The following is a 20,502-nucleotide window of genomic DNA, read 5'->3' on the forward strand; positions in this document are numbered from 1 at the left end:
AACGTCACGGCTCGATGGATTCGACGCGTTCGGGGCGGGCGTCGACCCAGGCCAGGAGCGTGCGAACGCCCTCCGGCAGCGATTCCTCGCTGCAGTGGTAATGGAATTCCAACGAGTCATCGGTCAGGGAGATGTCGTACAGGAGCGAGTCCGGCCACGTTCGCCCACCGGGTGGGTCTGTCAGTGAGCGCAGGCCCGCACGGTCGACCTCGGCGGCGAGCGCCGCGGCATCCGCTTGCGACAGGGTATCGGCGTCCAAGTCGGTGCGCGCCACGATGCCCGCGAAACCGCCACCCCTTCGTACGCTGAGCCTCATCCCAGAACTCCAACCTCCGTCCAGGCGGAGCGAACAGCTGCCTGTTCGGCCGCGCCGAAGAGTTCTCCGGCTGAATCGATCGTAAACTGCGCGGCCTCTACAAACTGCGTGTTCGGACCCAATTTTGTGGTCAGGGCGTTGTACCAAATCTTTCCGGCCTTCTCCCACGCAGAGCCGCCGAGGGCGATGGCCGCCAGGTAGAAGGCATGGTTGGGAATGCCGGAATTCACGTGCACCCCTCCGTTGTCGTTGGCCGGGTTGTTGTCGTCCGGGAGGTCGACGTAGTTGTCCATGTGTCCTGGCTGGTGATCTCCCGCGAACGCGGTTCCCGGGCTCTGCATCGATCTGAGAGCCAACCCGAGTGTGGGCACCAGAATGCCCTCCCCAATGAGCCACGTGGCATCCGCCGCTGTCTGTTTGAGGTTGTATTGCTTCACGAGGGAGCCGAAGACGTCGGAGAAGGATTCGTTAAGTGCACCCGATTGCTTGCTGTAAACGAGTCCGGCGGTGAATTCCGTCACGCCATGCGTGAGCTCGTGCGCGATGACATCGATCGCTCTGGTGAGTCCGCCGGCTTGGAAGATGCGGCCACTTCCATCGCCGTAGACCATCTGGCTGCCGTCCCAGAAGGCGTTGTCGAAGCCGACGCCGTAGTGCACTGAAGAGATCAGTTCCATGCCGGCGTTGTCGAGGGAGTTGCGCTCCAGCACATCGCGATAGAAGGCCGCCGTCTGCGAGCTGCCGTCGAAGGCCTCGTTCACGGCGGGGTCGGCCGCGAGCGGGTCCCCCACGGCCCGCTTCTTGACACCGGGAAGAAAATTACGACCGTTCTTCTCGTTGTCATAGACGCTCACCCCCTGCTCGGTCATCGACACCACACCGATCAGGCCGATGTTCTGGTTGAGTTCCCGGCTGAAGTGACCGAGCACAGCGCGCCGGGATCGCATTGCAGCGGACGTGGCGATCGACTGGATGGCGGCCTCACGCTGTTCGGTCGTGCCCTGGGTCGCCAGCCAGGCCAGCAAATCGGGTGGCGCGATGCTGCAGAACTGCCGAGCGGATGCCGTCGGGGTTCCGGACTCGGACAGGAATTCAGACTCTGGCATGGTTTCCCCTTTGCTTGCGATCCGGTGCACAGTACGCCCACAGTATGGCCCGGTGTCGCCGGTGCGCGCTACGGTGACTGCAGTAACGCACGAGTAACGCCGAGGCGGCCACAATGCCAGCTGAAGTGAACAACTATCTGGAAAGGAACCCATCATGGCTGAAGCTGTCGCACACGACCTGCCCACGACGCGCTACTGTGCTACCCCGGATCTGTACACGAAACAACTGAAGGAACAACCGGGCTTCGCGGCCGCCCGCTTCGCCATGGATGTCCAGTCGCGGGAGATCGTTGCCCGAGGCATCATGGCAGCGCGATCCGGCATCACCCACATCCCCGTCGTGGTTCACGTGATCTACAACGAAGACGACCAGAACATCTCCGATGAACAGATCGCCAGCCAGATCGACGTGCTGAACCAGGATTTCCGCAAGACAAATCCCGACGTCGCCAACCTTCCCGATGTCTTCCTGTCCTTGGCAGACGATGCTCAGGTCGAGTTCGCTCTGGCCAGCACCGACCCGGAAGGCGACCCCACCGACGGGATCACGCGCACGTACACCGACACGACGTCATTCACCTACGACGATGCGATCAAGTTCGACGCGTCCGGCGGGCACGACGCCTGGCCGGCCGACAAGTACCTCAACCTCTGGGTCGGCAGGCTCGGCGGCGGCCTTCTGGGCTACGCCCAGTTTCCCGGGGGCGAAGCATCCACAGACGGTGTCGTCATCCTCGATACCGCTTTCGGCACGGTGGGCACCGCATCCCCGCCCTTCGGGCTGGGGCGCACCGCCACTCATGAAATCGGGCACTGGCTCAACCTCAACCACATCTGGGGTGACGAAGACGGCTGCGTCGGCACTGACAAGGTCGATGACACGCCCAACCAGGCCTACGCGAACACGGGCAAGCCCAATTTCCCGCACGTCACCTGCAACAACGGCCCAAACGGCGACCTGTTCATGGACTACATGGACTACGTGGACGACGATGCGATGGTGTTGTTCTCGGCCGGTCAGGTCGACCGCATGCAGGCGTGCCTGGAAGGACCTCGCAATACCTTCGAACTGGTCGAGGACAGCGCTCTCGCTCAGAAGGCTCGCGAGCGGGTGGCCGGCACAGACACAACCTGAGTGGGAACGACCGAAACGACGCCAGTTCAAGGAGAGTCATCAATGTGTCCGACAAACCAGGCTTCTGCCCTTCCCGCCGGCGAGTGGACTCACTCGCACGAGGAAGACCAGGCCGGAGTGCTGGTCTATCGGCGCACGGAGTCTTTCCCTTTCCCGCCCACGCGGGGCGGGAGAGACTCCCTCCGAGTCGACAGTTCCGGACAGATTACGGCGCTCGCACCGGGCCCCGACGACCGTCCGCGGCCCACGGGCATCCGTGTGCTGGCGGGCGGCACCGCCGAGACCGCAGCACCCGACAGCTCGATCGAAATCATTGAATCCACCGACAACGTACTCAAAATCCGCCGACGGTGACGCATGCGCCCCGCCGCGCAGTGAAAGCAGGAGCCGTGTACACCTACGCCATCGTTCCCGCCTCAGTTGATCCGGCCGCGGGGAGGTCTGCCCGGCGCGAACCTGAACTCAAGTGGAGCCGTTTCGGGGACCACGTCATCTACTGGACCACCGGTGTTCCGGATTCCGCGGCCGCCCGCCGGGTGAGCACGCTCGGAACCGTCACCCAGTCCAGCCGAGGGCTGCCTTTCCTCGTGGTGCAGTCCGGAAACGCTTTCCGTGAGGCCTTTCCCCATGTTCCCGTAATCCTCGACAAGGGCCGTCACCTCGCCGTGGAACTCAATGACGCCGCCATCGCGAGCCTCTCCGCGGCCAATATGGCCGAATTCGGCTTCTCGCCGCTGCCGCAGAATTCCGCGGTCGTCATGGAGGCTCCGCGGGCCGGCCGTCGGCTGCGGGCGGTAGACCCCGCGCTCACGGTGCTGGCTGATCAGGTTTCTGCGACGCACCTGCGGCAATCTCTCGTGGCCCTCACCGGTTTCGGCACCAGGCACTCCGTGAGTGAGTCCTACAAGCGGGCCGTCGAGTGGGCTGAGGACTCGCTGCGGGCGCTCGGATACAGCGTGACGCGTGCCACGATTTCAGTGGGCTCGGGCACGAGCTTTTCGGTGATCGCCGACAAGCCCGGCACGATCGCCGACCCCCGCCTTGTGATGGTCACCGCGCACCTGGATTCCATCAATCACGTCGACGGGCCGCTGGCACCAGCGCCGGGAGCCGATGACGACGGAAGCGGATGCGCGGGCGTGCTCGAGATAGCCCGCATCCTGGCATCGAGGGCGGACGACCACGACCTTCGGCTCGTGCTGTTCGGCGGCGAGGAGCAAGGGCTCTTCGGCAGCGAGCAGTACGTCGCGACACTGAGCGAGCAGGATCGCGATCGCCTCACGGCAGTGGTCCAGATGGATATGGTGGCCACGCTGAATTCGGTGGAGCGCGGAGTGCTTCTCGAGGGGGCGCCGGTGTCGCAGTCGTTGATAGACCAACTCGCGGCGAGCGCGCAGGATTACACGTCCCTGCACGTCGACGTTTCCCTGCATCCGTTTGCGAGCGATCATGTGCCGTTCATCAACGCCGGTTTGCCTGCCGTGCTCACGATCGAGGGGGCAGACTCGGCGAACGACAATGTCCACAGCAGCAGGGACACACTGGACACGATCGACTACCCGCTCGCGTGCGAGATCGTCAAGATGAACCTCGTGACCGCCGCGCAGTTGCTCGGAACGCGCACCTCCATCGACGATCTGGAGCGCTGGCGACAGTCAACGTCGACGGCCGACAGCGACTGACGGCAACCGGGCCGCGCACCATGCTCGGCCTGGTTCGGGCGACAGTTCCTTTGGAAGTGAGTTCCTTCAGAAGTGATCGGAGCGCAGTTCGCGAACCCGCGCACGAAGGCCGTCTGCTTCGCGCGCGGCGTGCCTCGCGTCCTGCTCGTTGCCATATTCGCGCCAGCAGTGCGCAAGCGTCTCGAGCGAATCGGCCAGATCAGTGTGTGCGTCGACCTGTCCCTGGTCACCCTCCGGAGCGTCGCCCAACGCGTCGACACGCATCCGCCTCATCGAAACGGACCGCTGGCTCTCGAAGAGCGCCTTGTCACGCCGACCCACCTCTACTAGGCGAAGGGCGAGCACATTGAGCGCCCGGGCGAGCGCGGAGTCGTCCAGGTCTGGATGCATATCGGCCAGCCGCTGGTAGATGCGCACGGCCTCCTCCGCCACGACGAGTGCCTTGCGCGGGCTGAGGGCCGCGGAGAGGCGGTTCGAGAGCCGGGTGAGGGCCAGGGCAAGGTTGGGTTCTGTGGACGGATCGACCGCGGCGAGCCGACGGCACTCCGCTACGGCTTCTTCACTTGCACTCACCGAGTTTTCTTTCAGAATCTCCGGTCGCACTACTGCCTCCTGCGTGTCAGATACCGAGCCGAACTGGTCCGGTGACCGCCAGTATGGTCCCCTACTCCCCGGCTGCATAGGCGCGACGAGGGTATCCCGACCGCGCGGCCGGTGACCAATTCAGGAAATCCGGTCACCGAGGAGGACACCTGCCCCGGACGAGTGCGACGGCGTTCACGCCAGCCGGCGGATTTCCTGAATTGGCCCCTGCAGCCGCTGCGGGTGGCGGTGGTCGCTACTCCTTGGCGACGAGGGTGAGCACGTCGTAGGAAGCCACGATTTCATCGTTCTGATTGCTGAGCACGGCGTCCCAGCGAACCTCGCCGTACTCGTCGGTCTCGCGGGGCGTGATCTGCTTTGCGGTGAGGGCCACGCGGATGCTGTCGCCCGGAGATACGGGGGTGATGAAGCGCAGGTTCTCGAGGCCGTAGTTCGCCAGCACGGGGCCAGGCTCCGGGTCGACGAACAGCCCGGCCGCCCACGACACGAGCAGGTACCCGTGGGCGACCCTGCCCGGGAAGAACGGGTTGGCCGCGGCGGCCTCCTCGTTCATGTGCGCGTAGAACGTGTCTCCCGTGAACTCGGCGAAATGCTCGATGTCGTCGAGGTTCACGGTGCGCGAGGCGGACAAAATCTGGTCGCCGAGCCTGAGTTCCGCGAGGCTCTTTCGGAACGGATGCCGGTCACCGGCCTGGGCAGCCGCCCCCTGGTGCCAGATGCCCGTGATCGCGGTGAGCATCTCGGGAGAACCCTGGATAGCGGTGCGCTGCATGTGGTGCAGCACGGCACGGATACCACCGAGCTCTTCGCCGCCGCCAGCCCGGCCGGGTCCGCCATGCACGAGCTGCGGCACCGGCGAGCCGTGTCCGGTGGAGGTGCGCGCGTCGTCGCGGTCGAGCACGAGGACCCTGCCGTTGAACGCGGAGATGCCGGTCATGAGCGCCACAGCCACCTGCGGGTCGTGGGTGGCGATGCTCGTCACGAGCGATCCACCGCCGCGACGCACGAGGGCGATTGCTTCGTCGAGGGTGTCGTAGCCGAGCACGCTCGAGACCGGGCCGAACGCCTCGACCTCGTGCACGGCATCCGCTGTCTGGTCGAAGCGCAACAGCATCGGGGTGACGAACGCACCGTCGGGAGCTGGCGCGACAGTGCCGTCCGCGTGAACGACGGCAGGGGCATCCGTAGATCCCACGACCAACTCGCCGCCCGCGGCCTGCAAGCGCGCGACTTGGCGGAGCACCTCGGCGCGCTGCTCGGTGGAGGCGAGCGGGCCCATGGTCACGCCCTCTGCTCGGGGGTCGCCGAGCACGATGCGCTGTTCGATGCGCTGCTGTACGGCCGTAATCACGTCGTCCATGGCGGTGCGGGGCACGATCACCCGACGGATGGACGTGCACTTCTGGCCGGCCTTGACGGTCATCTCGGTGACGACCTGCTTCACGAACGCTTCGAATTCGGGGGTTCCGGCCACGGCATCCGTGCCGAGCACCGAGGCGTTGATGGAGTCGGTCTCATTCGTGAACCGCACGCCGCCGGTCTGCACCGACTCGCTCGCGCGCAGCTTCTCCGCGGTGGACGCGGAGCCGGTGAAGGCCACGAGGTCGCCGAGGCGCACGTCGTCGAAGAGGGTGGGAACACTGCCGGACACGAGCTGAAGCGAACCCTCCGGCAGCAGGCCGGAGTCGGCGAGGATGCGCACGAAGGCCTCGGCGAGGTAGCCCGACGGCGTGGCGGGCTTCACGAGAGTCGGCACGCCGGCGAGGAAGGCCGGCGCGAACTTCTCGAGGGCACCCCAGACCGGAAAGTTGAAGGCGTTGATCTGCACGGCCACTCCCGGCAGGCGCGAGTAGATGTGCCGGGCGATGAACGAGCCGTCTTTCGAGAGCTGTTCAACCGGGCCGTCCACGTAGACGCTCGAGTTGGGCAGCTCGCGGCGGCCCTTCGAGGAGTAGGTAAAGAGCACGCCGATTCCGCCGTCGATGTCCACCCAGGAGTCCACCTTGGTGGCGCCGGTGCGGCTCGACAGCGCGTACAGCTCCGGCTTGCGCTCGGTCAGGAGCAATGCCATTTGCTTGAGCAGCAGCGCGCGCTGGTGAAAGGTGAGCCTGCCGAGCGAGGCCTGGCCCACAGTACGGGCGTAGTCGAGGGCCGCCGCGAGGTCGAGCCCCTTCGAACTCACGCGGGTGACGATCTCACCGGTGGAGGCGTCGCGCACGTCAACGGCAGCGGATGCGTCGGTGGGCGTGAACCAGGATCCCTGCACGTAGCTGGGCAGAATATTCGTCATTTCGAGAACTCCTCGGCGTTGAGTGTGGATGTGGCGGGGAGGGCGGCGGAAATCATTCGTCCCACGTGTAAAATCCTTGGCCCGACTTGCGACCGAGCTTGCCCTCGGCCACGAGGCGGCGCAGCAGCGCCGGCGGCTCGAAGCGCGAGCCGAGCTGCGCGTGCAGGTACTCGGCGATGCCGAGCCGCACGTCGAGTCCAACGATGTCGGTGAGTTTCAGAGGGCCGACCGGGTGCTTGTAGCCGAGCATCATGGCCGCGTCGATGTCTTCGGCGGAGGCCACGCCCTCTTCGAGCATGCGGATGGCCTCGAGTCCGAGCGCCACTCCGAGGCGCGAGGAGGCGAAGCCTGGAGCGTCGCTCACCGTGATGGGAGTCTTGCCGAGCGCGCTCACCCAGCCCTGGGCATCCGTCACGAGTTCCGTCGAGGTCTCGCTGCCGGTGACGAGCTCCACGAGCATCGACGCGGGCACAGGGTTGAAGAAGTGCAGGCCGAGGAAACGGGCGGGCCGAACGAGCTGGGAGGCGAGGTCGTCGATGGAGATCGACGATGTGTTGCTGGCCAGCGCGGCATCTTCACCGAGTTCCGCCTCGACCCGCTGCAGAGCATCGACCTTGATCGCGCGAATCTCGGGCACGGCCTCCACGACGAGTTCGCGGTCGCCGAATGCGGCGAAGTCGATTCCGACGGCGAGGCGGTCGGTGAGTTCGGCATGCGATTCGCCGGTGGCACCGCGTTTGATGCTCGCCGCGACGGCACGCACCACCCGATCACGGGCGGCGTCGGCCTCAACCTCGTTGCGCTCGACGAGGGCAACGTGGGCTCCCGCAAGCAGGAAGGCGTGTGCGATTCCGGCGCCCATCCGGCCCCCGCCGAGCACTCCGACACGGTCGGGAACGCCGTTTTCGCCGCGGTCGCCCAGTTCGAGTCCCACTGTGGTCATCAGACACGCTCCAAAATCAAGGCCGAACCCTGGCCGACGCCCACGCACATTGTTGCGAGGCCGTGCTCGGCATTTTCACGTTCCATGCGTCCCAGCAGGGTGACGACGAGTCTCGCCCCGCTCGAACCGAGGGGGTGACCGAGCGCGATCGCACCGCCGTCGCGGTTGACGATCTCGTCGTTCAGACCCAGGCGGCGGATGCACGCGAGCGACTGGGTGGCGAAGGCTTCGTTGAGTTCGATCGCGCCCAGGTCCTCGATGCGCAGGCCGCTGCGGGCCAGTACCTTTTCGGTGGCCGCGACCGGACCGAGGCCCATGATTTCGGGAGCAAGGCCCACGCTGGCGCCGAACACGATCCGGGCGCGGGGAATGAGTCCGTAGCGTTTCACGGCCTCGCCGCTGGCCACGACGACGGCCGAGGCGCCGTCGTTGAGCGAACTCGCGTTGCCTGCTGTGACGACAGAACCGCCGCCGACGATCGGTCGCAGCTTGGCGAGGCCCTCGAGGCTGGTGTCCCGGCGCGGTCCCTCGTCGACGAGAACCTCGCCGGCCTTGGTGGGAACCCCCACGATTTCGTCGACGAAATGGCCGGCATCGATCGCGGCGGCCGCACGCTGCTGGCTGCGGAGGGCGAAGGCATCCGCTTCGTCACGGGTGATGCCGTCGATGCGCGCGACCTCCTCCGCCGTTTCCGACATGGAGAACGTGGCCTTGTCACGGGCGGCAAGCTTCGGGTTGATGAAGCGCCACCCGATGGAGGTGTCGAACTGGGGCGCCGGCTTGGCCCAGGCGCGGTCTGGTTTTCCCTGCACCCAGGGTGCTCTGGTCATCGATTCCACGCCACCAGCCACCATCAGGTCGGCGTCGCCGGCGCGGATGGCTTGGGCGGCCATGGTGATCGCCGACAGGCCCGAGGCGCAGAGCCGGTTGACCGTGATTCCCGGCACGTGGTCGGGCAGGCCGGCCAGAAGGGCGGCCATGCGGGCCACGTTGCGGTTGTCTTCGCCGGCCTGCGTGGCGGCCCCGAAGATGATGTCGTCGATGAGCGCTGCGTCGATTCTGGCCCGGCGCACCGCTTCCGCGACGACGATCGCGGCGAGGTCATCGGGGCGCACGCTTGACAGCACTCCGCCATAGCGACCGACGGGCGTGCGTGCTCCTCCAACGAGGTAGGCCTCTGCCATGTTTTCTCCTGACGACGATGTCTGCGCGGTGTCTGCTCGAACGAGAATTAGTAACCGACCGTTCGGAAAGTAATTCTGGCAGATGCCGGCGCGCACGGCAACCCTTGAGTTCGCCCATGAGGCGACAACCGCCCATTGACAGGCGCGGACGCTGGGACATAATCGAATCAGTTGAACGCTCGCTGCACATTTTGGGAACTCTCAGCATCAGGAAGAGGACATGACAGAGGACGCGAGCGCCGACGGCTGGACGGACACCGAATCTGAGGAAGCCGAATCCGTCGATGCAGAATCCGTGGACACCCAGCCAATTGACCTGCAGCCATTCTTCACGGAAACGTTCTTCTCCACACCGACACAGCCCCGTGCCCAGTCTTTCGCCGGTGTGATCGGCATCGACGGGCACAACGGCACGGGCAAGACCACGATCGCTCAGGGTGTCGCCCGTGCCCTCAATGCCTCCTACCAGCGACCGTTCGCCGGTGAACACGGCGCGCTCCTGGCCGACGCAAACCGGGCCGGCGACGGGGAGGCCGTTCTGCGCATTGGTTCCTCCGCGCTGACCGCGGCCATTCGGCGCAACGGGCCCACCCGGCCGATCGTGCTCGATCGCTCGTGGATCACTGTCGGCTCCCTGCTGACCGACGAGGAGTTCTATGACCGCTGGAACATATGGGTGCCGACAATTCTGTGCTGGTCTGACCTGCCCACCACACTGGAAAGGCTGGGCCGTCGAGGCGAGCAGACCGAATCCGCGGACTGGCATGAGCATTACATCGATCGTTACAGGTGCATGGCCGAGGACAGGGGCTGCCTCATCGTGAACACCGGGCAATGCTCCGACGCCGAAGCGATCGCCGAAGTGGTTCAGGCGGCCCGTCGCCTGCTTAAATGGTCTGCACCAGGATCGACGCAACCACAATGGATGCCGTCGTCACCGTGGTGAAGCCGCCCACGAGCATCGGCGTAATGAGCTCATCAAAGATGGCCTTCTTCTCTCGCTCATCGCGCCCGACGGATCGACTGATCTCTTCGCAGAGAACGTAGTCACCGGGAAAACCGAACATGGCTGTCAACGCCACCGGGATGCCCTTGAGCGGGTCCCAGTGGAAGAGCCTCGACCCGATCCAGCCGCCGGCCACAATGCCCATTCCTCCGACCCCCAGAATCAGCAGAACGGGCCAGAACGCGTTCACGAGGTCGTTCCAGGTGACCGAGCTCATGCTGGCGAGAACGACCACGATCACCGTGGCCATCGCCAGGCCGAACGCATTGGCGCGTTCCATCGCTTTCTCCGGAAAAATTCCGAGGACGCGACCGAGGATTCCGATCAGGAGCGCCCAGATTCCGTAATTGACGCCGGTCAGCGACCCCATCCACGTGGCGAAGCTTCCTGCGGCGAGGAGGAGGAGCAGAATGATGGTCGGCTGCTGGAACCGCTCCGGAACGAGCTGGAACCGTCGCGTGGCCACGAGCGTTGCCGGCTGGGTCACGGTTGCCGTGGCGACGCCGGAGCCGTTCAGAGGCCGTGCGTCGTGCCCTGTGCGCCCGCCCGGCACCCCGTCGGCGGCGTCATCGTCGGCGGTGTCATCGAAGTGTCCACCGTTACGCAGTTTGATCGCGTATTTGCGCAGGAGGATGTTCGCCAACGGCATGCCGATCAGGCTCTGCACGCCCAGAACCAGCGCGGGAATGACTACAAGCTGATTCAGCCCGAGTTCGGTGAGCCTCTCCGCGGTGATGATGTACGCCAGGATCCCGCCCGTCACCGGACCGGCACCGGCTACCGCCGTGGCATAACCCAGGATCGGTGAGACGACAAGCAGAATCAGTCCTGCCGCCAACACGATGCCGATGAGGGAAATCAGAATCGCCTTGTACTGCGAACGCAGTTGCTTCAGGGGAATCAGGGTTCCCATATGGGTGATGACGGCGGCCACGAGCAGGGATCCCACCGCGGCGAGCGCTGAGTTCGGCACGAGGTCCGCCGGCAACACCCCGGTCCAGATCAGCACGAGGTAACCCACGAAGACGATCAGCAGGGAGGGAATCCACGCCCGCGACAGAATTGAGATCACCTCGCCCACGGCAAGGAGCAGGATGATGACTGTGGCGACATAGATGGGCTGATCTAGCACGGTGCTGTTCTCTCTCTACGCTGAGCGGGGGATCACACTGGGAACTGGTTGCTGCCGTCTTTCCAGACCTGGTCGATCATGGTGCGGAGCGAGCCGAGCTGCTCGACCGAGTCGAGCCTTCCGTTCAGCACCACAGCATCGGCGACGTAGTTCGGCGCGAGCCGGCCGACCGAGGTGAGGGGCGTGATGAGTTCACCGGCTACCGATGTCGTTGAGGCGAGCACCTGCTCGAGGTTCATGCCCACGTCGGCCAGCAACGCGAGTTCCTGTAGGTTTTCGCCGTGCACTCCCACGCCGGAGTCGGTTCCCATCGCGATGCGCACCCCGGCGGCCACTGCTCGCGCGATGGACTCCCGGTGAATGTCGACCACCTTGTGCGCCTTCTCGATCACGAGCGGGGAGAGCCCGCTCGTGCCAGATGCGCCCTTGCGAATCACGGCCTGCGGAGCCGCGAGGGTGGGAACGAGATAGGCGTTCTTCTCAAGGAAGAGGTTGATCGCCTCGTCGTCGAGGTAGATGCCGTGCTCGATCGTGCGAACACCCATCCGCAGGGCGTTCTTGATTCCCGCCGCACCCTGGGCGTGTGCCATCACGTACTTGCCCTGCGCCTCCGCCTCCTCCACGATCACCCGAATCTCGGCCTCGGTGAACTGCGAGTGGCGAGGATCATCGGTCGGAGAGAGCACGCCGCCGGTCGAGCAGATCTTGATCTGGTCGGCTCCGGCCCGCAGCATCCGTCGGGTCACCTTGCGCACCTCCTCAACGCCGTCGGCGATTCCGCTCGGTCGGCCGGGGTGAGAGCCCATGGTGGGTGAGTCCACGCCGGAGGGCTGCCAGAAGTCTGCGTGGCCTCCGGTCTGCGACATGATGCTGATGGCGAGGCGCAGGCGCGGGCCCTTCACCAGGCCTGAGTCGACGGCCACCTTGGTACCGAGGTCGGCACCTCCGGCGTCGCGGGCCGACGTGATTCCGGCCCGCAGGGTGGCCTCAAGGTTGCGCACGGACTCGTAGAACTGCAGCGAGAACGGTTCGGTGAAGGCCTGCAGCGAGCCCGGGTTAGAGGTCGTCGCGTGGATGTGCAGGTCGATCATTCCCGGCAGGACTGTTTTGCCTGTGCAGTCGATCACCGTGGCGCCCGCATACTCAGGGGCGGAACCGGCGCTCGGACCGACGGCGGCAATCTGCGCACCGGCGAAGACCACGTCGGCGGGTTCCGGCAGAAACCGTTCGCCGTCGAAGACATGGGCGTTGCGGAAAACCGTGGAGGGGACAGTCATGATGACCTTTCGTGGAGGGCGGAGATGCTGAGCAGGCTGTCCCACGCGAACGTGGCCAACCAGTGCGTGGACATGAAATCGGGTGAGAGCGCGCCAGCCAGGCCGGCCTGTAGCAGCGGGTCGAGGGCCCGGCTCAGCGGGGCGGACTGCGCGTCGGAGCGGATGCCAGGGGCTGGTTCGCCCGCGTGGCCGAGCGCGCCGAGAATGCGTGCGATCTGGCCGGCACGCGACAGATTAAGTCCGTGCAGGTGCACGAGGGAGCCGTCGGTCTCGTCGGTCACCCGCATGGGCCGGAGGATTCGCGAATCGGCGCGCAGGCCGGGCAGAAAGCGTGCAAACCAGACCGCGAATTGCTGCGGCGACAACACGCGGCGCATCAGGTCGGCCTCGCTCAGGCCAGCGGAGAGAAAATCCTGACCGCTGAGCTCCCACTCGCCGGGCCAATCGGTATCAGCGCCGAACCAGGTGAGCGCGAGCGCCTGCGCGGTGCGGGCGGCATCCGCTCGCCCGAGCGTCTGGAAGGCGTCGACCATGAGGGCCAGCCCGAAGGCCGAGTTGGTGTGCACGCCGTGCCGCACGGGGTGCTCGGCCGTCGCAGCCCAGCCGCGAAAGAGTTCAGAGACCGCGTCGACGAGCGGGCCGAGGGCCACTGCCCACGCGCGAGTGCGGGCGTCGGAGGCGGAAGCGCAGGCGGCGGCAAGGCGTACGAGCCATGCCCAGCCGTAGGGACGTTCCCAACCCGGGTTGGCGCGCAGGTAGGCGGCCTCCGCTCTGAGCTTCTCGGGGGTGAGGTTCTCGTCGATCGCGGCGCGCAGGGCGGTGTCGCGGTCGACGTCGAGTCCGTGTTCGAGCAGCATCACGCCCAAAACATGCATGTGCACGCAGGAATGCCAGTCGTAGGAGGTGAAAAAGGCCGGATGGAGCTGCTCGGGCACCGCGCTGTCGAGCGCGGACCGCGCTGTGTGATGGGCCGAATACGGGAACGGCCGGCTCAGGTTTTCGAGAACGATGTCGGCGAAGGTCGGCGCGAGGGCATGGAGCTGGGAGACGGTATCACGCCGCCCGGTCGGTGTCTGATTCATCGCACTCCGCATCATTGCCTGTGTTCGATAGTCCCCTGCACAGTGCTTAAAAGCAAAATCAGCCACGCAGTGCGCCGCAATGTCTTAAAAGCACAATGGGCACCCACCGCGAGGTGGATGCCCATTCGGGAGCTGGAGAAGCTAGCGGATGCTAGATGCTCGCGAGCTCACGCACAGCAGCGTCGCCGGGAGCGGCAGACGTGTAGCTGGCGTCGATCTCGGCACGGTCGAGCAGCTCGTCCATGCGGCGCTTGCGCTGCTTCGGGATGAGCGTGACGACGGTTCCGGTCTTGCCCGCGCGGCCGGTACGGCCGGCACGGTGCAGGTACGTCTTGTACTCGTCGGGAGCGTCGGCCTGGATAACCAGGTCGATGTCGTCAACGTGAATACCGCGAGCCGCGACATCCGTTGCCACGAGCACGTTGACACGGCCGCTCGTGAGCATCTGCAGGTTGCGGGTACGACGGGCCTGGTTGAGGTCACCGTGCAGGCTCGTGGCCTTCACGCCGGCATCTTCGAGCTGGTCGGCAAGCTGCTCGGCGTACGCACGGGTGCGGCTGAAGATGAGCGTCTTGCCGTCGCGGTTGACGAGCTCCTCGATGATGCGGCTCTTGTCACGGTGCTCAATGACGAGCACGCGGTGGTCGATCGTGGAGGAGGCCTGGTCTTCACCGGCAACCTCGTGCACGGCCGGGTTGGTCAGGAATTCCTTCACCAGCGAGGCAACGCCCTTGTCAAGGGTTGCGGAGAAGAGCAGCTTCTGGCCGCCGGTCTTGGTCTGACGCAGGATGCGCTGAACCGGCTCGAGGAAGCCAAGGTCGCACATGTAGTCGGCCTCGTCGAGAACCGTCACGATGACCTCCGAGAGGTCGAGGCGACCCTGCTCGATGAGGTCTTCAATGCGGCCGGCGGTGCCGATGATGATGTCCACGCCGCGCTGGAGGGCGCTGACCTGGCGGTACTGCGGAACGCCGCCGTAGATCTGGGTGGTGAAGAGTCCGACGCTGCGGGCGATCGGCTGGATGGTGCGGTCGATCTGCAGCGCGAGCTCACGGGTGGGGGCGAGGATGAGCGCGCGGGGCTTGCGGGCCATCTTGCGGTCCTTGGCGCCGTTGTTCTCCATCAGCTTCTCCACGAGGGGAGCGCCGAAGGCGATCGTCTTGCCGGAGCCCGTCTTGCCACGGCCGAGCACGTCGCGGCCGGCGAGCACGTCGGGGATCGTTGCCGCCTGGATCGGGAACGGTGCAGCCGCGCCCATGGTGGCGAGCTCGCGCACGATGTTCTCGCCGAGGCCGAGGTCGCCGAAGGTCACACCGACGACATCGGATGCCGTCGTCGCGATGGCTTCGAGACGCTCGAGGACGACGTCATCGCCGCCGGCGAAGGTGGGCTTGACGCCGTCTTCGCTGCGCTTCGGGTAGAACTTGCTGTCGCCACCCTCTGTGCGGGCCGGACGGTCGCTTCCGAAGTCGCGACGGGGAGCGCGCTCGGCGCGATCACCGTAGGAGGGACGCTCGGTGCGAGCCGGACGGTCGCCGTAGGAGGGACGCTCGGTGCGATCGGTGCGGGGAGCGCGGTCGCCGTACGACGGGCGCTCGGTGCGAGCCGGGCGGTCGTTGTTGTAGGCAGGACGGTCGGTGCGCGGAGCGCGGTCACCGTAGGCGGGACGCTCGGTGCGCGCCGGACGCTCGCTGTTGCGGTCGTTGTTGTACGACGGGCGGTCGTTGTTGTAGGCAGGACGGTCGGTGCGCGGAGCGCGGTCACCGTAGGCGGGACGCTCGGTGCGAGGACGGTCGTTGCCATAGGACGGACGATCGGTGCGGGGCGCGCGGTCGCCGTAGGACGGACGGTCGGTGCGAGCCGGGCGGTCGTTGTTGTAGGCGGGCCGCTCGGTGCGCGCCGGACGCTCGCTGTTGCGGTCGTTGTTGTACGACGGGCGGTCGTTGTTGTAGGCGGGACGGTCGGTGCGCGGAGCGCGGTCGCCATAAGACGGACGCTCAGTGCGAGGACGGTCATTGCCGTAGGACGGACGATCGTTGTTGCGGTCGTTGTTGTACGCAGGACGGTCGCCCCGCGGTGCACGGTCGTTGTAGGACGGGCGGTCGCTGTTGCGGGCCGGACGGTCGTTGTTGTAGGCCGGACGCGATCCGGTGGCCGGGCGGTCCGTGCGTGCTCCATGGGACGGACGGTCGCCGTAGCTGCCGCGGTCGCTCGCGGGCCGCTCTGCGGCACGCGATGCGCGCTCGTCGGCGTTCCAGCGTGCCTTCTTGGGCGTGCCTTCGTCGGCCTTGAAACCACGGTGTCCGGGGCTCTTGCTGCCCTGGTTGTTCGATCCGCCACGGTTCGGGCCGCTCTTGGAAGCGTATTTGGGATCGTAATTGTTCTTGCTCTGAGGCATAGAGATATTCCTGGGTTGTGTTCAGTACATGGCAGAACAACGACGCACTCGCGACGTAACTGAGAACCCGGGCAGTCTATGGCCGGGGCCGTTCACATACAGTGATTTTCCCCAGCGGATTACTGGGAAACCGGCCCAACTTGACTTACAAACCCATCCGCGCACACGTGAAGAAAGCGCGGTGTCAAGAGCCGACTTGTCCACGCTACCCGATCAGGGCCGAAATGTCACGGCCGGGGCGCATCTGTGTTCTCGAGTGGCCTATGATCCGCACGTCAGTCCTCATCACTGTCCCCGAGCCTCCAGCGCGGAAACGGGTCGGCGAGAACCTGCCACTGCAGGGGGCCCGCGAGGAATTCATCGGTCGTGAGCAGGCATCCGTTCAGGTTCTCGGTCAGCCGGTGGGCGTCGAGGTCGCGGCCGAAAAACGCGATCTCCTGCCCGAGCACGGATTCGGGGTCACCCGTGCACATGCCGGTCGGCTCGAAGGTGATGGTGGGCCCGGCGCTGCTCCAGGATCCGACGCGGCCCGGGCGTGACGCAAGGGTGAAGAGCCCGCGCGAGCGCAGGATCTCGCCGGCCTCAGCGGCCCGATCGCGCAGAAACTCCGCCAGTCGCAGCGGATGGAAAGGTCGCACCTCTCGGTACACCACACAGGAGAGACCGAGCGGACTGCGGGTCAGCAACGCCTCGCCGTTGAGCTGCCCCACCCACCCGGGACTGCGCTGCAGCCAGGCGAACATGTCAGCGCGCGGTGCGGGCCAGGAGGCGGCCGAGCCACGGCCGTGTTCGGCGAAGACCACATGGCTCGAGGGATTGAGCAAACGTACGAAGTCCCGGATGTCTTCGCAGACGATCGGCCGCACGAGGTCGGTCTTGTTGATGACCACCGCACTGGCCCATTCGATCTGCTCCACGAGCGCATCCCCGACGGTATTGCCTACCTCGTCGTCGGGAGCCGCGCCCTCGTCAATCGGGGCGGGCGCCTCGCTGCGCAGGTCGTCCCAGAATCGCGAGGCGTCAATCACCGTGACGAGGTCGCCGAGCCGCACACTGTGGCCGTCGGCGAGCTGGCCGGGTGAATCGGGCACCTCCATAAGGGTGCTCGCGATTTCCAGCGGTCCAACGAATGCCGGGGCCTCGACGAAAACCTCGATGGCCGTCGCCGGCGTGGTCACCTCGGCCGCGGGGAGGACAACTGTGCGGAGTGCGTCGTGAATGGAACAGCCCATCGCGATGGGCAAGGATCCGAGCCGTCGTGCCACGGACGACTTGCCGGCGCCGGGCAGCCCACTGACGACGTTGACCCTGAGAAATGATTCTGTCTGCATGCCTGTTAGCCTAATTGATATTTGTTCTCAATAAGAAATGGAGAGTCATGAAGGTACGCAATTCACTGAAGGCGCTGAAGAAGGTTCCGGGTTCACAAATCGTGCGGCGGCGCGGTCGCACGTTCGTGATCAACAAACTCAATCCGCGGGCAAAGGCGCGCCAAGGCTGAGGCGCGCCAGGGCTGAGGCGCGCCAGGGCTGAGGCGCGCCAGGGCTGAGGTCGGGACAGGGGGCCCGGCTGCTGGTAACATTGCAGCCTGCCTGGCCACCTGGCTCGGGGCGGTTCCGTGCCTGTGAGCACGTAGATCCGAGGCTCAAAACCTCCAGCGACTTCATTTCTCAGAAGCCTGGAGGGTTTCCTGATGTCCACACTGCTCCACAGTCACGTTGCTCGATGGTGGGGCCTTGGCGTCCTGGCCATGGTCGTGCTCGGCACCACCATCGTGACGATCGCCCTGCCGGAGGCGCAGGCCGAGCTGGGCCTGACAGATGGCCAGCGCCAGTGGGTCATCACCGCCTACGCTCTGGCTTTCGGCGCCTTCCTCCTGTTGGGCGGCCGCATCGCCGACTACTGGGGTCGAAAGCGCAGCTTCATGCTGGGTATCATCGGCTTCGGGATGGCTTCGGCGTGGGGCGGCGTTGCCCAGACCGGCGTCGAGCTCATCGTCGCCCGCGGCGTGCAGGGCGTTTTCGCGGCCCTGCTCGCTCCAGCCGCGCTCGCGATGGTGACCGTCACGTTTCCGCACGGCCGCGAGCGTACCCTCGCCTTCGCGATCTTTGGGACCGTCGCCGGAACGGGTGCCGCGATCGGCCTGCTCCTCGGCGGCGTTCTCACGGAGTTCGCGAGCTGGCGCTGGTGCCTCCTGGTGAATGTGCTCTTCTGCGTTGTGGGCCTGATCGGCGGAATACTCCTGCTGAACGAAAGCAAAGCCGACGGCAGGAACCGCTACGACGTGTGGGGAACGATCACGGTAACGCTCGGCCTCGGCTCTCTCGTGTACGGTTTCACCCTCGCCGAACACGGATGGGGTTCATTCGACACGATCGCGTTCCTCGCCGTGGGCACGCTGCTCTTGGCCGTGTTCGCCCTGATCGAATCCAGGGCCCGGCAGCCGCTGCTTCCGCTGCGGGTCATCGTGAACTCCGTGCGCGGTGGCGCTTTCCTGATTCAGTCCGTGATCGGCGCCGTCATGATCGGCTCGATGCTCTACCTGACATTCTATTTTCAGATCGTACTCGGCATGAGCCCGTTCATCTCTGGGCTGGCCAACGGGGCGATGACCGTGGTTATCTTCGCGTGCACACCGGTCGTCACGAAACTGCTCGACCGCGTCGGCCCGCGCCCACTGATGATCGCCGGCCCGCTCTTCTCTGCCGCCGGCCTGCTCTACCTGACGGGCATCACCCCGGGCGGCAGCTATTTCACCCAGGTACTGCCCGCACTCGTGCTGCTCGGGATGGGCCTCTCGATGCTGTTCGTTCCCGTGCAGAACCTGGCCCTGAGTGGTGTCGACCCAAAGACGCCGGCGTTGCGTCCGCAACTGTCAACGCGACCTTCAACGTCGGCGGTTCCATCGGCCTCGCCGTGTTCACAGTGCTCTACGGCAACACGGTGACCGACGCGCTCGCACGAGGCGGAGACGCGCTCACGGCCTTCACAAACGGGTACTCGGCGGCATTCTTCGCCTCCGGTATCGCCATGGTTGTGGCGTCTGTGATCGGCACGGTCTTCATTCGGGGTAGGAAAGAAGACCTGATGCCGCAGTGGGAGCCCGACGAGGCCGTGCCGGCGTTCACGCACTGAGCAGGGGACCGGATTGGCTCGCGTGCAGCCAGACGTTCTAGTCTCGGAGCTGTCCTGTTCGCACACACATCCCCTTTACGATTTCAGTGAGATAGCGATTGCTCCATTGCAGACGGTCATGCGCCACTTAGATATGGGCATCTCACTGAAATCGTAAGGGGGACACACATACTCGGAGCCCTCGTGACACCCGGCCGTCGATTTGCTCGCCTCGCCACCATACGCATCCGCCTGGTGGCGATTCTGAGCGCCGCCGTTCTCACCGCGCTGGGAACGGTCGCCTTCGTGAGCTTCAGCGAGGAGGCGGCCCCGCCGGAGGGAACAAGCGAATCCACGCTCAAGCCGGTCATCGGCATCCGCACGTTCGTCGCGCCCCAGGATATAACCGTGACAACGGATGTGACGTACGGCGCCCGTCCGAACGGCACGCCCCTGCACTTGGATGTGTGCTCCTCCTCGACGGCCGGGCCAGAGCCGCGCCCCGCTGTCGTGTCAATTCACGGCGGCAGCTGGACGCGCGGCGACAAATCGAGCGATGACTGGCGCGAGGTCTGCCAATGGCTCGCTGCGGAAGGATTCGTGGTCTACTCCGTCGACTACGGGCTAACCCCGGCGGCCCCGTTCCCTGCCGGCATCGACAACCTGCAGAGCGCCGTGGAATGGATCCGCACCCCGGAGAACGCGGCGCGCTTCGGAACCGACCCTGATCGCATCGGCGCCTTCGGCGGCTCCGCCGGGGCCAACCTCGCCGCTCTTCTCGGCACGCGCGGCGAGGGCCCGCTCAACGAGGGGTCCCGGGTTGCCGCCGTCGCCGAGCTGTCGGGCCCGAGCGATCTGCGCGGGGAGGCCATGACCGCCGACGGTGTCACCGAACGCCTGCAGAATCTGGTGCGGCGCTACCTCGATTGCGACACGATGAGCGACTGCCCGCAGGCCGCGGACGCCTCGCCGCTCGCGCAGCTCGACGCGAGCGATCCGCCGGTGTTCGTCGCCAACTCGGCCGAGGAGTTTGTGCCCCTCGCGCAGGCGACGCGCTTCGCATCCGCTCTGCAGGCCCTCGGCGTGCGTCATGAACTCGTGACGGTGCCGGGCGGCGTGCACTCAATCGGGCTACTGGACGCCGACATGCGCGCCCAGGTCGCGGGCTTCCTGCACGCCACACTCGGCGACTGAAGCGCCGCCGTCTGCGCACCCGAAGCGCAGGGACGGGGCG

Annotated in this window: 19 protein-coding genes; 8 read left to right on the forward strand and 11 right to left on the reverse strand. The window is 65.8% G+C overall.

What is annotated here, in order from left to right; all coding sequences use genetic code 11:
- Positions 1 to 4: 4 nt before the first annotated feature.
- Together BJ997_RS16775 and BJ997_RS16780 are read right to left on the reverse strand one after the other, a co-directional pair.
- The gene (locus tag BJ997_RS16775) at positions 5 to 316 is read right to left on the reverse strand and encodes a protealysin inhibitor emfourin (RefSeq protein WP_035838462.1); all 312 of its coding nucleotides are present in this window, start codon (positions 314 to 316) and stop codon (positions 5 to 7) included.
- Positions 313 to 1,422 carry a M4 family metallopeptidase gene (locus tag BJ997_RS16780; RefSeq protein ID WP_084141530.1) on the reverse strand — a complete coding sequence of 370 codons (1,110 nt, stop codon included), beginning with the start codon at positions 1,420 to 1,422 and terminating at the stop codon, positions 313 to 315. The genes BJ997_RS16775 and BJ997_RS16780 overlap by 4 nt, the downstream gene beginning before the upstream one ends.
- A gap of 154 nt (positions 1,423 to 1,576) precedes the next feature.
- On the opposite strand from BJ997_RS16780, the gene BJ997_RS16785 reads away from it, so the two are divergent.
- The 3 genes from BJ997_RS16785 to BJ997_RS21630 are packed head-to-tail and all read left to right on the forward strand — an operon-like array spanning position 1,577 to position 4,239.
- The gene (locus tag BJ997_RS16785; RefSeq protein ID WP_052542533.1) at positions 1,577 to 2,557 is read left to right on the forward strand and encodes a M43 family zinc metalloprotease; all 981 of its coding nucleotides are present in this window, start codon (positions 1,577 to 1,579) and stop codon (positions 2,555 to 2,557) included.
- Between the two features lie 42 nt (positions 2,558 to 2,599).
- The gene (locus BJ997_RS16790; protein WP_035838463.1) at positions 2,600 to 2,911 is read left to right on the forward strand and encodes a hypothetical protein; all 312 of its coding nucleotides are present in this window, start codon (positions 2,600 to 2,602) and stop codon (positions 2,909 to 2,911) included.
- A gap of 35 nt (positions 2,912 to 2,946) precedes the next feature.
- On the forward strand, positions 2,947 to 4,239 hold the full coding sequence (locus BJ997_RS21630) for a M28 family metallopeptidase (RefSeq protein WP_052542534.1): 1,293 nt from the start codon (positions 2,947 to 2,949) through the stop codon (positions 4,237 to 4,239).
- Between the two features lie 66 nt (positions 4,240 to 4,305).
- On the opposite strand, the gene BJ997_RS16800 is transcribed toward BJ997_RS21630, so the two are convergent.
- From BJ997_RS16800 to BJ997_RS16815, 4 genes are all read right to left on the reverse strand, one after another.
- A complete protein-coding gene (locus BJ997_RS16800) occupies positions 4,306 to 4,812 on the reverse strand; it encodes a hypothetical protein (RefSeq protein WP_152602306.1) in 507 nt (168 codons plus the stop codon).
- Between the two features lie 265 nt (positions 4,813 to 5,077).
- Entirely contained in the window at positions 5,078 to 7,132 is a 2,055-nt protein-coding gene (paaZ, locus tag BJ997_RS16805; RefSeq protein WP_035838466.1) for a phenylacetic acid degradation bifunctional protein PaaZ, read from the reverse strand.
- A 52-nt stretch (positions 7,133 to 7,184) separates the two neighbouring features.
- A complete protein-coding gene (locus tag BJ997_RS16810) occupies positions 7,185 to 8,075 on the reverse strand; it encodes a 3-hydroxyacyl-CoA dehydrogenase family protein (protein ID WP_052542535.1) in 891 nt (296 codons plus the stop codon).
- The gene (locus BJ997_RS16815; RefSeq protein ID WP_035838469.1) at positions 8,075 to 9,259 is read right to left on the reverse strand and encodes a thiolase family protein; all 1,185 of its coding nucleotides are present in this window, start codon (positions 9,257 to 9,259) and stop codon (positions 8,075 to 8,077) included. The genes BJ997_RS16810 and BJ997_RS16815 overlap by 1 nt, the downstream gene beginning before the upstream one ends.
- A gap of 220 nt (positions 9,260 to 9,479) precedes the next feature.
- Here BJ997_RS16815 and BJ997_RS16820 point away from each other — a divergent pair, with 220 nt between their 5' ends.
- Entirely contained in the window at positions 9,480 to 10,205 is a 726-nt protein-coding gene (locus BJ997_RS16820; protein ID WP_035838471.1) for a P-loop nucleotide/nucleoside kinase family protein, read from the forward strand.
- Here BJ997_RS16820 and BJ997_RS16825 read toward each other — a convergent pair.
- From BJ997_RS16825 to BJ997_RS16845, 5 genes are all read right to left on the reverse strand, one after another.
- Positions 10,147 to 11,397, reverse strand: a complete 1,251-nt coding sequence (locus tag BJ997_RS16825) for a hypothetical protein (protein WP_035838472.1) — start codon at positions 11,395 to 11,397, stop codon at positions 10,147 to 10,149. The two genes, BJ997_RS16820 and BJ997_RS16825, sit on opposite strands and share 59 nt — an antisense overlap.
- 32 nt (positions 11,398 to 11,429) lie before the next feature.
- Positions 11,430 to 12,674, reverse strand: a complete 1,245-nt coding sequence (locus BJ997_RS16830; protein ID WP_035838473.1) for a metal-dependent hydrolase family protein — start codon at positions 12,672 to 12,674, stop codon at positions 11,430 to 11,432.
- Positions 12,671 to 13,756 carry a DUF2891 family protein gene (locus BJ997_RS16835; protein ID WP_035838485.1) on the reverse strand — a complete coding sequence of 362 codons (1,086 nt, stop codon included), beginning with the start codon at positions 13,754 to 13,756 and terminating at the stop codon, positions 12,671 to 12,673. The genes BJ997_RS16830 and BJ997_RS16835 overlap by 4 nt, the downstream gene beginning before the upstream one ends.
- Before the next feature lie 151 nt (positions 13,757 to 13,907).
- On the reverse strand, positions 13,908 to 16,154 hold the full coding sequence (locus BJ997_RS16840; RefSeq protein WP_183323624.1) for a DEAD/DEAH box helicase: 2,247 nt from the start codon (positions 16,152 to 16,154) through the stop codon (positions 13,908 to 13,910).
- 275 nt (positions 16,155 to 16,429) lie between these two features.
- Entirely contained in the window at positions 16,430 to 17,485 is a 1,056-nt protein-coding gene (locus BJ997_RS16845; protein WP_052542693.1) for a GTP-binding protein, read from the reverse strand.
- 47 nt (positions 17,486 to 17,532) lie between these two features.
- Here BJ997_RS16845 and ykgO point away from each other — a divergent pair, with 47 nt between their 5' ends.
- From ykgO to BJ997_RS16860, 4 genes are all read left to right on the forward strand, one after another.
- Positions 17,533 to 17,655, forward strand: coding sequence for a type B 50S ribosomal protein L36 (gene ykgO, locus BJ997_RS16850; protein WP_035839829.1), 123 nt, complete (start codon positions 17,533 to 17,535; stop codon positions 17,653 to 17,655).
- A gap of 192 nt (positions 17,656 to 17,847) precedes the next feature.
- Entirely contained in the window at positions 17,848 to 19,101 is a 1,254-nt protein-coding gene (locus tag BJ997_RS16855; protein WP_201771753.1) for an MFS transporter, read from the forward strand.
- Positions 19,071 to 19,289 (forward strand): hypothetical protein, encoded by a 219-nt coding sequence (locus tag BJ997_RS21225; RefSeq protein ID WP_201771754.1) that lies wholly within the window; start codon positions 19,071 to 19,073, stop codon positions 19,287 to 19,289. Before BJ997_RS16855 ends, BJ997_RS21225 begins: the two co-directional genes overlap by 31 nt.
- Before the next feature lie 183 nt (positions 19,290 to 19,472).
- Positions 19,473 to 20,462 carry an alpha/beta hydrolase gene (locus BJ997_RS16860; protein WP_052542695.1) on the forward strand — a complete coding sequence of 330 codons (990 nt, stop codon included), beginning with the start codon at positions 19,473 to 19,475 and terminating at the stop codon, positions 20,460 to 20,462.
- The last annotated feature ends 40 nt before the right edge of the window (positions 20,463 to 20,502 follow it).

This window comes from Cryobacterium roopkundense, from assembly GCF_014200405.1.
GTDB lineage: Bacteria > Actinomycetota > Actinomycetes > Actinomycetales > Microbacteriaceae > Cryobacterium > Cryobacterium roopkundense.

What these genes read in the sequence shown, in the direction of transcription:
- BJ997_RS16775 (WP_035838462.1), bottom strand. Translation starts at nt 316, where the DNA reads ATGAGGCTCAGCGTACGAAGGGGTGGCGGTTTCGCGGGCATCGTGGCG.
- BJ997_RS16780 (WP_084141530.1), bottom strand. Translation starts at nt 1,422, where the DNA reads ATGCCAGAGTCTGAATTCCTGTCCGAGTCCGGAACCCCGACGGCATCC.
- BJ997_RS16785 (WP_052542533.1), top strand. Translation starts at nt 1,577, where the DNA reads ATGGCTGAAGCTGTCGCACACGACCTGCCCACGACGCGCTACTGTGCT.
- BJ997_RS16790 (WP_035838463.1), top strand. Translation starts at nt 2,600, where the DNA reads ATGTGTCCGACAAACCAGGCTTCTGCCCTTCCCGCCGGCGAGTGGACT.
- paaZ (WP_035838466.1), bottom strand. Translation starts at nt 7,132, where the DNA reads ATGACGAATATTCTGCCCAGCTACGTGCAGGGATCCTGGTTCACGCCC.
- BJ997_RS16810 (WP_052542535.1), bottom strand. Translation starts at nt 8,075, where the DNA reads ATGACCACAGTGGGACTCGAACTGGGCGACCGCGGCGAAAACGGCGTT.
- BJ997_RS16815 (WP_035838469.1), bottom strand. Translation starts at nt 9,259, where the DNA reads ATGGCAGAGGCCTACCTCGTTGGAGGAGCACGCACGCCCGTCGGTCGC.
- BJ997_RS16820 (WP_035838471.1), top strand. Translation starts at nt 9,480, where the DNA reads ATGACAGAGGACGCGAGCGCCGACGGCTGGACGGACACCGAATCTGAG.
- BJ997_RS16830 (WP_035838473.1), bottom strand. Translation starts at nt 12,674, where the DNA reads ATGACTGTCCCCTCCACGGTTTTCCGCAACGCCCATGTCTTCGACGGC.
- BJ997_RS16835 (WP_035838485.1), bottom strand. Translation starts at nt 13,756, where the DNA reads ATGAATCAGACACCGACCGGGCGGCGTGATACCGTCTCCCAGCTCCAT.
- BJ997_RS16840 (WP_183323624.1), bottom strand. Translation starts at nt 16,154, where the DNA reads ATGCCTCAGAGCAAGAACAATTACGATCCCAAATACGCTTCCAAGAGC.
- BJ997_RS16845 (WP_052542693.1), bottom strand. Translation starts at nt 17,485, where the DNA reads ATGCAGACAGAATCATTTCTCAGGGTCAACGTCGTCAGTGGGCTGCCC.
- ykgO (WP_035839829.1), top strand. Translation starts at nt 17,533, where the DNA reads ATGAAGGTACGCAATTCACTGAAGGCGCTGAAGAAGGTTCCGGGTTCA.
- BJ997_RS16855 (WP_201771753.1), top strand. Translation starts at nt 17,848, where the DNA reads ATGTCCACACTGCTCCACAGTCACGTTGCTCGATGGTGGGGCCTTGGC.